General features: G+C 41.5%; 14 protein-coding genes. 4 read left to right on the top strand and 10 right to left on the bottom strand.

Annotated elements, in window-relative coordinates; all coding sequences use genetic code 11:
* Positions 1 to 179 precede the first annotated feature (179 nt).
* Complete coding sequence (locus F946_RS08735) at positions 180 to 1,001, bottom strand: IclR family transcriptional regulator (protein ID WP_004981292.1); 822 nt, start codon at positions 999 to 1,001, stop codon at positions 180 to 182.
* Between the two features lie 185 nt (positions 1,002 to 1,186).
* Here F946_RS08735 and fahA point away from each other — a divergent pair, with 185 nt between their 5' ends.
* Genes fahA through F946_RS08750 form a run of 3 tightly spaced genes read left to right on the top strand, consistent with a single transcriptional unit; the run spans position 1,187 to position 3,727 of the window.
* Positions 1,187 to 2,470, top strand: coding sequence for a fumarylacetoacetase (gene fahA, locus F946_RS08740; RefSeq protein ID WP_004981293.1), 1,284 nt, complete (start codon positions 1,187 to 1,189; stop codon positions 2,468 to 2,470).
* A 21-nt stretch (positions 2,471 to 2,491) separates the two neighbouring features.
* Positions 2,492 to 3,130 carry a maleylacetoacetate isomerase gene (gene maiA, locus F946_RS08745; RefSeq protein WP_004981296.1) on the top strand — a complete coding sequence of 213 codons (639 nt, stop codon included), beginning with the start codon at positions 2,492 to 2,494 and terminating at the stop codon, positions 3,128 to 3,130.
* A gap of 21 nt (positions 3,131 to 3,151) precedes the next feature.
* Positions 3,152 to 3,727 carry a VOC family protein gene (locus F946_RS08750; RefSeq protein ID WP_004981298.1) on the top strand — a complete coding sequence of 192 codons (576 nt, stop codon included), beginning with the start codon at positions 3,152 to 3,154 and terminating at the stop codon, positions 3,725 to 3,727.
* Positions 3,728 to 3,966: 239 nt separating this feature from the next.
* Here the strand turns inward: F946_RS08750 and F946_RS08755 are convergent, their stop codons facing one another.
* The 8 genes from F946_RS08755 to F946_RS08790 form a co-directional block, all read right to left on the bottom strand.
* Positions 3,967 to 5,034, bottom strand: a complete 1,068-nt coding sequence (locus tag F946_RS08755; protein ID WP_004981301.1) for an ArsO family NAD(P)H-dependent flavin-containing monooxygenase — start codon at positions 5,032 to 5,034, stop codon at positions 3,967 to 3,969.
* 153 nt (positions 5,035 to 5,187) lie between these two features.
* Positions 5,188 to 5,892 carry an arsenical resistance protein ArsH gene (arsH, locus tag F946_RS08760; protein ID WP_004981302.1) on the bottom strand — a complete coding sequence of 235 codons (705 nt, stop codon included), beginning with the start codon at positions 5,890 to 5,892 and terminating at the stop codon, positions 5,188 to 5,190.
* 5 nt (positions 5,893 to 5,897) lie between these two features.
* On the bottom strand, positions 5,898 to 6,965 hold the full coding sequence (gene arsB, locus F946_RS08765) for an ACR3 family arsenite efflux transporter (RefSeq protein WP_004981305.1): 1,068 nt from the start codon (positions 6,963 to 6,965) through the stop codon (positions 5,898 to 5,900).
* Positions 6,966 to 6,972: 7 nt separating this feature from the next.
* Complete coding sequence (locus tag F946_RS08770; RefSeq protein ID WP_004981307.1) at positions 6,973 to 7,446, bottom strand: arsenate reductase ArsC; 474 nt, start codon at positions 7,444 to 7,446, stop codon at positions 6,973 to 6,975.
* A gap of 6 nt (positions 7,447 to 7,452) precedes the next feature.
* Positions 7,453 to 7,773, bottom strand: coding sequence for a metalloregulator ArsR/SmtB family transcription factor (locus tag F946_RS08775; RefSeq protein ID WP_004981310.1), 321 nt, complete (start codon positions 7,771 to 7,773; stop codon positions 7,453 to 7,455).
* 57 nt (positions 7,774 to 7,830) lie between these two features.
* A complete protein-coding gene (gene arsC, locus F946_RS08780) occupies positions 7,831 to 8,265 on the bottom strand; it encodes an arsenate reductase (glutaredoxin) (protein ID WP_004981312.1) in 435 nt (144 codons plus the stop codon).
* Between the two features lie 485 nt (positions 8,266 to 8,750).
* Positions 8,751 to 10,469 carry a GMC oxidoreductase gene (locus F946_RS08785; RefSeq protein ID WP_004981314.1) on the bottom strand — a complete coding sequence of 573 codons (1,719 nt, stop codon included), beginning with the start codon at positions 10,467 to 10,469 and terminating at the stop codon, positions 8,751 to 8,753.
* Between the two features lie 114 nt (positions 10,470 to 10,583).
* A complete protein-coding gene (locus tag F946_RS08790; RefSeq protein ID WP_004981316.1) occupies positions 10,584 to 12,029 on the bottom strand; it encodes a coniferyl aldehyde dehydrogenase in 1,446 nt (481 codons plus the stop codon).
* A gap of 153 nt (positions 12,030 to 12,182) precedes the next feature.
* Here F946_RS08790 and F946_RS08795 point away from each other — a divergent pair, with 153 nt between their 5' ends.
* Entirely contained in the window at positions 12,183 to 13,202 is a 1,020-nt protein-coding gene (locus F946_RS08795; protein ID WP_004981319.1) for an AraC family transcriptional regulator, read from the top strand.
* Positions 13,203 to 13,370: 168 nt separating this feature from the next.
* Here F946_RS08795 and F946_RS08800 read toward each other — a convergent pair whose 3' ends face one another.
* The gene (locus F946_RS08800; protein ID WP_004981320.1) at positions 13,371 to 14,126 is read right to left on the bottom strand and encodes a hypothetical protein; all 756 of its coding nucleotides are present in this window, start codon (positions 14,124 to 14,126) and stop codon (positions 13,371 to 13,373) included.
* Positions 14,127 to 14,514: the final 388 nt, after the last annotated feature.

Here is a 14,514-nt window from a genome sequence, read left to right on the forward strand (position 1 = left end):
CAAGACAACCTAAGTCTACGGGTTTCAGCTTCACTATCTAGTTCCTAATTTCCCCTTTTCCTTTAGCAGCGTGGCAGAAAATGAAATATTTATACTGTCTAGCGCGACTGCATCCCATAAAAAATCCACCAGAGGGTGGATTTAAAACTTAATTCATCTTTTCAATGTAATCGATGCTTTTATATGGCAGCAGCTGGATGAAATAAAGCATCGATCTGTCGCTGTACGCCAAGTACATAATCAATTGCCTGCTGCATTTGTCCTTCGGGTAACTGATCTTCTGTGCCAATACAAGTAATGACATGATCCAGTTGCTGTGTGAAATTAAAGACTGGAATACTAATCGCATTGATCCCAGCCATCATATCTCCTGTGACTGAAGCATAACCTTGACTCAGGATTTTCACTTTCAGCTCTAAAAAATCTTCCCAATTTGCAGGATACTGTTCTGGTTTAGCGCTACTTTCCCATTCTTTTTCCAATAATGGCCTGATGATGTGCTCAGGCTGATAGCAGGCATGCAAGCGCCCTGTCGCAGATTTCAGCAGCGGCATGCGTGAACCGACTCGGGTAATAATATTAAAAACATGGTTAGATTCTAGAGACTGAACCACGACCGCACCATCGGCAAACCATTTACTCACATGAATACTGCAATTCAGACGTTGCTGAATGTCCTGAATATAACGCTGGCTTAATTCCAGCATATCTGTTCGCTTGAGTGCATTCACCCCAAAAGCATGTGCGCGCTCACCTAAACTATAACGCCCATCCGTTAATTGCTGAGCATAACCTTTACGAATCAAGCTCACCACATAACGGTGTACTTTGGCCGGATGCATGGATAAAACTTCGGACAGCTCTTTTAACATCATCGGTGCATTATGTGCGGTTAATGCATCTAATACGGTTAATCCAACTTCCAGAGACTGAACCCCTCCCTGTATTTTTTCTTCCTCAACACTCATCGCTTTACCCTGCATAGCTGCATTAGTTGTCATAACTCCATTGGTGAATTGTACTACTTAAATCAAAAATGTGAGCCATCTAAACCTGACTCTCTCATTCAGAGTAGTACAGCCTAACAATTTACACTATTCATAAATAAATTATTTATTGCGTAATTTTAAAATATAAGTATGATTCTATCTAGAACTTAAATTTTCCACGGAAAGGATCAATATCCATGAGCAAACGCTTGAAGTCATTTGTTGAAATTGCTGCACATTCAGATTTCCCACTAGAAAACCTGCCTTATGGCATTTTTAGTGAAAAACACAATTCGCAGGCCCGTGCTGGCGTAGCACTGGGAGAATGGGTGGTTGATCTGGCGGTACTGGAAGCGCATGGTTATTGCAAACAGGCAGATGGCAAACTGCTCTTTAATCAACCGACATTGAACACGTTTATTGAATCAGGTAAAGCCAATTGGTCTAAGGTCCGCGCAGAATTACAAGCTTTGTTGTCCGCAGATAATCCTGAACTTCGTGACAATCAGGCCCTGCGTGATCAAGTTTTCTTCAAACAATCAGACGTCAAAATGCATATGCCTGTACACATTTCAGGCTATACCGATTTCTATTCATCTAAAGAACATGCCACCAATGTCGGTTGCATGTTCCGTGACCCGAAAAATGCGCTGCTGCCCAACTGGTCAGAACTCCCTGTTGGTTATAACGGTCGTGCCAGCTCAGTTATTGTGAGCGGCACTGACATTGTCCGTCCATCAGGACAAATCAAGCTGCCAGATTCTGAACGCCCTGTATTTTCTGCTTGTCGTAAACTCGACTTTGAACTGGAAACTGGTTTTATCGTAGGCAAGTCAAGTCAACTGGGCCAACCTGTTCCAATTGAAAATGCTTGGGATCATATTTTTGGTATGGTGCTGTTTAATGACTGGTCTGCACGTGACTTGCAACAATGGGAATATGTGCCACTTGGCCCGTTTAATGCCAAAACTTTTGCGTCGTCTATTTCACCTTGGATTGTGACGCTGGAAGCACTTGAGCCATTTAAAACCAGTTCACCTGAACAAGAACCGAAACCTTTGGCTTATCTGCGTGAAGACAACAGCAGCAACAGCTATGACATTCATCTTTCGGTTGAAATTCAGCCTGAGAATGACGACCAGAGCGATGTAATCTGCACAACCAACTTTAAATATATGTACTGGTCCATGGCTCAGCAGCTCACACATCATACAATTGCGGGCTGTAACTTGCAGGTCGGTGATTTGATGGGTTCAGGGACCATTTCAGGACCAACCCCAGATTCTTATGGTTCATTGCTCGAAATCACATGGAATGCCACCAAACCTTTAACGCTATCAAATGGCGAACAGCGTAACTTCATTCAAGACGGTGATACCGTCATTATGAAAGGCTATTGTGAAAAAGATGACCTACGGATTGGCTTTGGTAAAGTCAGCGGCAAAATTCTGCCAGCACTGGATTTTGGTTTTACCCAATAATTGCAGATCAGGATGTTGCCGATGAAACTGTATACCTATTTTCGTAGTTCTGCGGCTTACCGAGTTCGTATTGCCTTGAATTTAAAAGGTCTGGCTGCTGAACATGTACCTGTGCACTTAGTCAATAATGGCGGCGAGCAGCATAGTGAAAGCTACCGTCAGCTCAATCCTAGTGAGCTGGTGCCCACATGGGTAGAGCAAGATTTTGTTCTGACTCAATCGCTAAGTATTCTTGAATATTTAGAAGAAAAATTCCCAGACATAGCCCTGCTCCCTCAAGACTTGCAGCAGCGTTCTTTGATCCGTGCATTTAGTTTAAGTATTGCCTGCGATATCCATCCGCTCAACAACCTACGGGTACTTCAGTATCTGACGGGTACATTGGAAATAAGTGATACGCAGAAAACGGCTTGGTATAAACATTGGGTTTTAACGGGCTTTAAAGCCCTTGAAGCACAACTGGAACAGTCAAATGGTAAATTCTGTTTTGGCAATCAGCCTACCCTAGCGGACTGCTGCCTGATTCCACAAGTCTATAACGCTCTACGTTTTAATCTTGATTTATCGGACTATCCAAAAATTTGTTCGATTTACACCCATTGCAACACTTTAGAAGCCTTTCAACACGCTGCACCTGAAATGCAGCCTGAAGCCGCTTAAGTTTTTTATAAGGATATAAAAATGACCATTCAAATTGAAAAAATCCACCACGTGGCCTACCGTTGTAAAGATGCCAAAGAAACGGTGGAATGGTACAAAAAAAACCTAAATATGGATTTCATTCTCGCCTTTGCTGAAGACCATGTACCTTCAACCAAAGCCTTTGATCCCTATATGCACCTATTCCTAGACGCAGGAAATGGTAATGTTCTGGCTTTCTTTGAACTGCCAACCCAGCCTGAAATGGGCCGCGATGAAAACACCCCAAAATGGGTGCAGCACATTGCACTCAAAGTCAAAGACCGTCAGGCACTGATTGATGCTAAAGAACACCTAGAAGCCAATGGCATAGAAGTTCTGGGCATTACCAATCATGGTATTTTCCACTCAATTTATTTCTTTGATCCAAATGGCCATCGCTTGGAACTGGCCTATGACGATGAAAAAGCGCCACAAAAAATTGCCATGATTACTGAACAAATGAAATATGACATGCTGGAAGAATGGAGCAAAACCAAACGCGCACCGCAGCATACGCATTTCCTACATGCAGATGAATTAAGCCATAACTCTCGTACTGCCAAAGCAGACGCTTAAGTCTGGCGGAAGTTGCGCTGATGGGGAGTGCCTTTAGAAGCAACTTCAACCATGATATAAAAAACTCAAAGCAGCCTCGGCTGCTTTTCTGATGTAAATAGATAGGTTTTCTTATTTTAATTAGAAACTTAGAATAACTTAATTGCACGGCGAATCCTATCTCAGTCCTCATCCGTATCGAATCGAATCGAATTGTTCATGCATGAAACCTGTCTATGCATCCCTTTAAACTTATAGGTTTAAGCACCAGTCAAATAGGCAGCAATTTCATCTGCCGCAGCTCTTGCTGTTCTGGACACTCCAATTAAAGTCGCCGATGCCATGCCTGTCCACTCACTATAGCCAACCAACCATAAGTTATTTACTTTCATTGAACGCCCATTATGAACAGCAACCGTTTGATCAGGCTCTACCACACCAAGACCTCTTAAATGATTAAGTGCAGGGTTAAATCCTGTACACCAAATGACAGCATCTACCGCTTGAGTTGAACCATCAGCCCAAACAACTGAATGCTCAGTAAATGCTACAAAAGGCTCTCGACTGTGCAAAACTCCTCGTGTTCTTGCCTCTTTGACACTGTCAATCATGACAATATCTCCAAATCCACCTGCGAGCTGTTCTAAACTCCGACCTTTCTGTTGTGCTTTTAAACGCTCCGTTGCCCGAAGAAACAAGACTCGCCCATCCACCTCATCCGATAAAAATGCTGGTGCTGTCGTCGTGACCCAAGTCGTTTCTGCCACTTTTGAAACTTCGGCAAGAATTTGTGCGCCTGAGTTTCCTCCACCTACAACGATGACTTTCTTATTCTTAAAAGGTTTTGCATTGACATAGTCCGCTGAATGAAGCTGTATTCCTTTAAATTTCTCACGTCCAATATCATTAGGAATATGAGGCTGGCTCCATGTACCTGTTGCACTGACCACAGCCTTTGCCCGCCAATATTGATCTCCAGCATACACATCTAAATAGTCATCTTCTTGTTCAATATGATCGACATGGACTGGCCGAATGGTCGGAAATTGATAGCGTTGCTCGTATGCCGACAAATACTCGATCACTTCATTTCGCGTTGGGTAGGTGTGTTCAGTCGTTGGCATCATCCAACCTGACAACGAACTCCATGTATGCGGTGAAAAAAGGCGTAGCGACTGCCAAGCATGCAGCCATGCTCCACCTGCCTGCGTTTGATCATCTAAAATCACAAATGGCACTTTTTTACGTTTGAGGAAATAAGCTGTAGCAAGTGCCGACTGACCACCACCAATAATAATCACATCGACTTGTGCTTGTAGTTGTGCCAAAGCCACTCTCCCATTTGCTATAGTTAAGCCATATTCAAAATTAAAAAGCCCAGTCTATTCAACAAACTGAGCGAATTTTAAAAATTGATCAAATCTGTAATTGGGCTTTTCAATTGCTCAAGCTGCTTTTCAACATCTTTGATCATCTAGAATTTATAAACTCCGTTGATTGACACGCTTAGATAATTCTTCTGCCGACTCTTTTCGCTCTGAATAACGGTCTGTGAGGTACTGACTTTGCCCACGCGTCAGTAGCGTGAATTTATACAGCTCCTCCATGACATCGACAATTCGATCATAAAAGGCTGAAGGTTTCATCCTGCCATCTTCTTCAAACTCTAAAAAAGCTTTGGGAATAGACGATTGGTTTGGAATGGTGATCATCCGCATCCAACGACCTAAAATACGCATCTGGTTTAGGCTGTTAAAGGACTGCGATCCACCACTGACTTGCATGAGCGCCAAAGTCTTGCCTTGGGTTGCACGAATTGCACCACCTGCCAATGGTATCCAGTCAATTTGCGATTTAAAGATTGAACTCATGGAGCCATGACGCTCAGGCGAGCACCACACCATCCCTTCTGCCCAAGCCAAAAGCTCATGTAGTTCTTTGGCTTTTGGATGTTCCATATCCGCATCTTCAGGTAAGGGCAAGCCCTTAGGATGAAAAATTTTTACTTCGGCACCAAACTGCTCCAAGATACGCCCTGCTTCCATCACCGCCAATCGGCTGTATGAACGCTCACGGTTAGAACCATACAGCAGCAAAATACGGGGTGGATGATCCAGTCCTTTGGCCTGTACTTTTTCTAAAGTCGGTTGATCGAGAAGATTCATATCTACATTTGGGAGAGTCATAGAAATTACACCTCTGCTTTAAAAAGCTTTTTTCTAAGCCACAAAGACACACTGACTAAAGCAATCAACACTGGTACTTCAACCAATGGCCCGATTACCGTGGTAAACGCCACAGGTGAAGCTAAACCAAAGGTTGCAATCGCGACAGCCAGCGCCAATTCAAAGTTATTCCCCGCAGCAGTAAAAGAAATTGCTGTGGTTTTAGGATAGTCATTCCCCATCCACTTGCTCATAAAAAAGCTGATGAAGAACATCACGATAAAGTAAATGGTCAATGGAATGGCAATACGCAAGACATCGAGTGGCAAGCTCACCACATCATTCCCTTTGAGACTAAACATCGCCACAATCGTGAATAATAAAGCCAACAAACTCAGTGGACTGATCTTAGGTAAGAAGACATTTTGATACCAATCCAGACCTTTAGCTTTTACTAGAGTGAATCGCGTCATAAAGCCAAAGAAAAATGGAATCCCTAAGTACACCAGTACCGCATGGGTAATGGTCCAGAAATCGACATTAATCACTTGCCCTGCAACACCGAAATAAGGTGGTAAGAAGGTCAAGAACAACCAAGCATAGGTACTGAAAAATAAAATTTGGAAGATACTGTTAAATGCCACCAATGCAGCAACATATTGGTTATCCCCACAGGCCAAACCGTTCCACACCAAGACCATCGCAATACAACGAGCCAGTCCTATCAGGATTAAGCCTGTCATATACTCTGGATAGCTGTGTAGAAAAATGATGGCTAAGGCAAACATCAGAACAGGTGCTATCAGCCAGTTCTGCACCAAAGACAAAGTTAAGGTTTTTTTGTCTTTAAACACTTGTGGTAGCGCTGCATAATCCACTTTGGCTAATGGTGGGTACATCATCAAAATCAAACCAATCGCAATCGCAATCGCAATCGCAATCGCAATCGGGATATTGACTGAATCCACACTCATTTTGTCCAAAGCGACAGAAGCTTGCGGAAAGAACACGCCTATCGCAATTCCCAACGCCATAGCAATAAAAATCCATAGCGTCAGGTTACGATCTAAAAAAGATAATCTTTGTTGAGCCATGATGTTCTCATTCAATATCTGAGATGTGATTGATTGCAGCAATCAATTCAGGACGAGACATGTGCGCTGTATCCAGTGCAAATAACGCATCTAAGCGACGATTGATATGGTCTACAGTCACTTGGAATGCTTTGAGCTTTTCTTCTTTAGGTAAATCCAAATGTGAAGGATCAGCCAACCCCCAATGTGCTTTGATTGCACCACCTAAATACAGTGGACATGCTTCTTGTGCTGCCGAATCACAGACGGTAATCACAACGTCAGGTTGGTATTGTTCGCAGTCATCAATCGTTTTACTCCACAAACCTTCAGTTGAAAGACCTAGGTTTTCCAAGGTTTCAATCGTCAGTGGATGCACCTGTCCAGATGGTTTGCTACCTGCACTGTAAGCTTTCCAACCTTCAGGCGCACGGCTGTTAAAAAGCACTTCAGATAAAATGCTACGGCAACTATTTCCAGTACACAAAAAAAGGAATTTCATATTGTTCTACTCGCAATAACTATTGATTTGTTGAAATGATGGAGCAACTTTTGGCTGTAAATCAGCATTTTTAAGGGTGTTAAGTACGTCTATACACCAAGTAGGTAAATTGGGATTGAGACTGTAATAGACCCATTGTCCTTGACGTCGATCTTGTAAGAGACCCGAAGAACGCAGTAAGGCTAAATGCCGTGAAATCTTGGGTTGGCTCAGCTGTAATTTTTCAGTCAAATCACAAACACACTGTTCATTATTCCCAAGAACCAACATAACAATGTTGAATCGCGTTTCATCAGCCAAACATTTAAAGAAATTGATTTGATCCATATTTTTACTCACTCAAACATATGGATATATCAATATTCACATATATCCATGAAATTTTTATTTCAATCTCTGCCCATTCGCATCAATCACTTGCTCACCGTCTTCTTTAGTGAAAGCACCCTTTTGCGGTAAAGGCAAAATCTCCAGCACAATTTCAGAAGGACGACTTAAACGAGTTCCTCGTTCAGTGACCACGAATGGACGGTTAATTAAAATTGGATACTGAAGCATAAAGCACAATAATTGGTCTTCGGTCCAGTCTTCATTGTCAATTCCTAAATCTATATATGGATCAACATTCTTACGAATCGCCTCTCGCACCGTTAAACCTGCATCCGCGATCATTTGAATCAGTTCATTTTTAGATGGAGGTGTTACAAGGTACTCAATCACTTCAGGTTCAATATTGGCATTAAGAATTAACGCCAATGTATTACGTGATGTACCACATTCAGGATTGTGATAGATCTTCACTTTTGGAGTAGCAGTCATTTACTCAAACTCAATGGAATCTTTACATATATTTATATATGAATAATCATATATATGCAACTCCATATTTAAAGAATGAAAAATGATCTATTTTGAATATATAGTGATCAAATGAGCATGTTAAAATTAGATAAAATATAAGATTTAGAGGTCAAACTATGGAAACAGTCATGATTACTTTGATCTTAGTTATTATTTTGATTTTACTAGTCATATTTTATAACAAGAAAAAATAAACTATGGCTTTTGGGTTTACGAATAGACTCAGTAATGCCCGCCAATTACTCATTGATCGGTAAAAAAGGTAAGACAGCTTTTGCTCTCTTCTTAGCTTAGGAATTTCTGAATTATAGCCCATCAAATCAGCAACGCCCTCTAACACTGTCATACAGCGTTAGAGGGATAATGATCTCAAGATTGTATTGCTTCGGATGTCAAATTTGCCGTATTAGGCACCATCACCAGCCCAAACCATATCCACTTTTTTAAGCATTACTTAATGCACTGGCTAAATCACCAGTACCCTTCAAGTCAGACACCTGTCCGTCCAAAGGCTGACTAAATTCGATACGCTGAATCTTTGCTGCCCGCTCTGCGGAGAACACTGGGATTTGACTCATCGCAAATTCAGACAGTGCGGTAATGGTCAGTGAGGGATTCACACCTAAATTTCCAGGTACAATCGAACCATCTAATACGCGTAAATTTTGATAACCAAAGACTTGACCAGTGAAGTCCACAACGCCATTCGACTTGTCATTGCCCATCGCAACACCACTCATAATATGTGCTGTCGTTGGCGTTCCCAGTAAAATTTCGGTGAGTGCAGAACCCGGTTCTCCACCTAACTTTTGTGCAATCATTTTAGTGGCTTCTTCAGCCGCAGGGAATGAAACGGTGAGTGGCGTGTCCCCTTCTTTTTGCACGGCAGTGATACTATTCTGGAATAATCGATACCACTTTCTACGCCATTCAAAATGAATGAATGCTTCAGACTTCTGCATTACCAATAAAATGATCGAATCTTTGGCTTTACCCTTATAACGCAGTACTTTAAAGGTTTTTAAGGGATGCAACAGTGTAGTGAATACAAACTTCATAAAGCGCATAAAGCCCTGACCAGTCACCATCGGCACATATGGAATATAAATCCATGAAGCATCTGCACCTTCAGGGAAACGTGTGACCTCAATATTGGTATCTGCATCGACTGAAATAAAAGAGCTGATTGCCACCCCATCATCCAGTTTTTTTCCTGTGTTGTTTACTGTGGTCAGGGTTTCCGAATTCGTCCGAACTTCCTGTCCCAGCAATGAAGAAATATTGGGTAAAGTCTTATGCTGATCACGCATTTTTAATAGCAATGGCACTGTACCCATCACCCCTGCAGATAACACCACCCCACGACTGCGCAAACTATACTGACGAACTTGTTTCCCAAGGGTTTCTTTGACTATTACTTCGTAACCTGCGCGACCATCTTCATTCAATGGTGTAATTTTCACCACTTCTGAACTTGGACGAATTTCAACGCCATTACGCTCAGCAAAATACAGGTAATTTTTCATGAGGGTATTTTTGGCATTATTACGACAGCCCAACATACAGCTGCCACAATAAATACAGGAGTTACGATCTGGTCCATCTCCATTGAAATACGGATCTTTCGCTATTTGTCCTTCTTGACCAGCTACTTGCGAAAAGAAGACCCCCGTATTCACCGTTTTAAATGAATTTGCATATCCAATTTCACTCGCAACTTCTTTTAACGTGTCGTCTGCAATATTGGTATAAGTATTATTCGCTGTACCCAACATACGTTGAGCGAGACCATAAAACGGCTTTAAGGTTTCTTTCCAGTCTTTACGAATCTTGGTCCATGCCTCGGACTCAAAAACTGCATCCGGTGGAATTAAATGTACATTGGCATAAATTTGTGAGCCCCCACCAACGCCTACCCCATGCAAAATGGTGGTTTTACTGGTGAAAGTAAATTGCATCGTACCTCTGAATCCCAGTTCAGGACGCCACAAATAGTTTTTGGTGTCTAAATTGGTGGTTGGAAAATCCTTGTCTTCACGGCGTAAGCCTTTCTCCAAAATCAGGACTTTATAGCCTTTTTCACTGAGACGTAACGCACTGACCGATCCCCCAAAGCCTGAGCCAATCACGATTTGATCATAATCAAAATCTTTATTATTCATCCTACTAACTCCTTTAATAGTCTTATTTTTCTGTTTTTAAATACACCAACCCCTTCACTTCAAAATATCCATCTTGAAGTGAAAAGTGATGTTGAGGTTTTAAAATTTAGGCACTTATGACTTTATGCGGATCAATAAATTCAACAGCCAATTGGCAAATTTTCCGTAAGGCGGCGTGAGAAACTTCAAGCTCGAAAAACCCGCCTGATAAAACACAGGACGCATTTTGGAAAAAGTCAAAAAGCCTTCATAACCATGATAGTGCCCCATCCCGCTGGCACCGACCCCACCAAATGGTAAGTCATGTTGCCCGACATGAAATAAGGCATCATTGACCGAAACCCCGCCGGACATAACTCTGCTGATATAAAATTCAACTAGGCTTTTGTTATTGCTAAATGGATAAAAGGCCAATGGACGATCACGCTGCACAATATAGTCCACTACCTCTTCAGGCTTCTGGTAGGTTTTGACCATTAAGATCGGGCCAAAGGTTTCACGCGTATCAATTTCCATCTCATCATTACTGTTCAACACCAAAGTCAGTGGAAATTTTCGTGTCGCCGCATCAGGCTCTTGCTGATTTAAATTAATCAAACTGGCCCCTTTGGCTTCAGCATCTGCCAAGCTATGCACTAAGCGCTGAAATGCACGCTCATCAATCACAGAAGTATAATCTTTGCTATGAATATCAGGTACATGTTCCTGAACCCACGCTGCTGACGCTTGAATAAACGCTTGTAACTTCGACTCATGTACAAATAAATAATCGACATTGGTACAAATCTGTCCCGCATTAAACTGTTTCACAAACATAATGCGTTCTACAGCTTTCTCAATAGGGTATTCAGGGTCAATCACCGCAGGAGATTTACCACCCAACTCTAAAGTCACTGGCGTCAAGTTTTGTGCTGCGGCAGCCATGACTTTACGCCCTGTCGCACCAGAGCCAGTAAACATCAAGTGATCAAACGGTAGTTTTGAAAACGCGATGCCCACTTCACCAGTCTCATCGAAAATCTGTAATTTTTCCGCTTTGAAGTATTTTGGACTTAACTCAATTAGCAATTCAGCCAAATGTCTTGAATTTTCAGACATTTTGACCATAGCGGTATTTCCCGCAGCAAACACGGCTGACAACTGTGAAAACATCAAATTGATGGGGAAATTCCACGGCACAATAATTCCAATCACCCCCAGTGGCTGAGGAATTACGCGGTTCTTCGCACCAAAATACAAGCTATGATCGACATGTCTTTTTTGTACTTTAGTCCACTGTTTCAAGTGTTTGATGCTGCCGTTAATATCATCTGTGACCGTAATAATTTCTGCCAGTAAGGTTTCATGGCGTGAACGATTGCCATAATCGCGACTCAGGGCTTCAATAATTGCTTCACGGTGATCATTAATCAGCGCTTTTAAATTCAGTAAATGTTGCTTGCGTTGGGCAATCGTTTCAATGCCTTGTTGATGAAAGCTTTTGCGCTGCAATTGAAAACAATCATGTAGTGTCTGTTCTATTACTGCTTGCTCGACATGAGGCTGAACCGTAAGTTGCATATGCTTTTCCTTTCACGGCTAAAAATGGTGATTTAATACTTCTTTTCTATGTTGGTTGAGATAATCTCTTATCCTACTTTAACAAATGGCTTGAATTATGCTTGACTTTTTAGGACACTAAATTGATCTTTTAGGACAACACGGAATGTTGTGATGGGAAGTTATATTCGTGCAGCCAGCCTCGGCGGTTTTGAAGACTTAGTCCGTAGTTATGGCATCAACCCTATAGAAATCTTGAAAGAGATCGGGATTTTACCTGCTTTACTCCGTGATCCAGATTCATTTATTCATTACGATCATTATTTAAATTTATTGGAAAAAGCGGCCTTAGCCTGTCAGGATGATTGCTTCGGTTTAAAACTCGGTGCACTCCAAAATATTAGCACAATCGGTTTGATTGGCGTCTACATGTCCCGACAAACGACCATACTTGAAGCCTTAAGCGTGGCGCAAAAATATGTCTATTTACATGCTGAAGGCATTGTCTTCCACGTCTCGCAACATAATGCTCTGCTCTGTAAGCTGAACTTTGTTCGATTAAGTGAATACAACACCGATGTACCACAAAAATCACAACTGGCCATTTGCCTTGTCGCGAATATTTTAAAAGATTTGATTGGTCCACAGTGGCATGCAGAAAAAATTTGCTTCAAGCAAAAAGCACCACAAAAAGGTGCCCAAACGTTCCAAGCACATTTTTCATGTCCAGTGGAATTTGAAACCGATGAGGATGCGCTTTATTTTCCCGCAAGCTTTTTAAGCTATAAACCCTATAACTTTAATGAAGATGCCATTAATCAACTAATCGTACAGCAGCTTGAAACACAAAGCAGCACCAAAACTGAAAACAATACCGCACTGATAGAGAGTTCAGTCCGCATGCTAATGGCGACAGGAGACTGCAGCATTGAAAATATCGCGCTGTGTATGGGCATGCATCCGAAAAAGCTTCAGCGCGCTTTAAAAATGCAAGGAACAACCTATCGAGATATACTCGAAAATGTCCGAAAAAAAGAAGCACTTCGTATGCTTGATGCAGGCAATGTGAATTTGACGGATATTGCTCTACAGTTGGGCTATGCAGAGTTATCTATTTTCAGTCGCAACTTTAAAAGCTGGTTTGGCGTTCCTCCAACCGAGTTAAGAGACAAAAGTCGAAGCCATATTGTATGACTTCTGCTTTTACTACTTTGTTAAAGAAAAAGTACTCAACGGATTCAAGCATATAGTTTAAATCCGTTGAATGTCACTCTAATCAATACAGACTCAATTGATTATTTCGGGAAAACAAAGGATGCAACCAAACGCGCCCCCCAACCTTTCGGGCTGCCGTCAGTATCATCAACCCAATATCGAGCACCACCACCCACTAATCGCCTGACCATTTAGGCGAATCACTTTGGTCACAGTCAGATTGACAGGAACTGTGGCTTCTTCTGCATTCCAGTCATATGTCGTTTCAGTATTCAATGCCACCGTCGTACTATTTGGATAAGTGTAACTAATAAAAGGTTGCACAAAGGTACTACTGATCGCCTCAGCATCATCTTCATGCTCTACTCCCCAAATATGGTTTGCCAATGCACCAAATGTCCAACCGTGACTTTGCTTCAAAACGACAAAAGTCGGGCCAGCACCGTATTGATCCGCACCCAAGGCCTTTTCAGAAGCGGTTGGAAATAGAAAGGCAGGACCTACGCCCCATGTAATCCCACTGTCCGATGTTTTTGAAGGAGAAAAGAATAAATTTTGTACAATGTCACCCACGCCCCAATCATCATCACGCCCGTCTTCATTATAAATTTGATAATTTACAGGTAATACAGTACGAGAGATCAGATTCCAATTTTCATTTAACTCAATCGGGATAACGGGCTGAATATTGAGTTGGTAACGCTCTATGTTTTCAGCCGCACCAATGTTTTCATCATAATTTAATTGAAATGGCACACTGACCAAGTTCGCGACAGGATTTGATAACTGTTGGGCCAAATCTGCACCATCGTCGGCATAAGCCTGAGATATCCCTAAAAGCCCCAAAACACTCAGAGAAAGTAAGCTTTTTATTGGTCTATGCTTGAGATTAAAATTATTCATATATTCATCGCATCCTTATAATCATTTATGGTTCACAGTAGAGCGATAGCAAACTAAAACTCTAATTTTTTAATAAATTATGCTTTAACGGTATAACAAGACTACAGCTTATTTAAGTCAAGATTGGGAGCTGATTACACAGCTTAATGCCTATCGCACCTCGTTCATCCGTATTTAAAACTAAGGATTTTTGCTCTTAATATTTAATTCAACTTTTATATGTTTTTTATAACACAACGCAATATAACCGCAACAATTATCATTGTTGCTGTAGACAATATTAATCATGTAAAAAACAATAACTTGATCTTCTAAATAAAAATAATCGATAAATGATCTACAAAATATAATTTTGTATTATAAAACAGCAAAGAAAAACAGTGATACG

This window comes from Acinetobacter johnsonii ANC 3681, from assembly GCF_000368805.1.
Taxonomy (GTDB): domain Bacteria; phylum Pseudomonadota; class Gammaproteobacteria; order Pseudomonadales; family Moraxellaceae; genus Acinetobacter; species Acinetobacter johnsonii.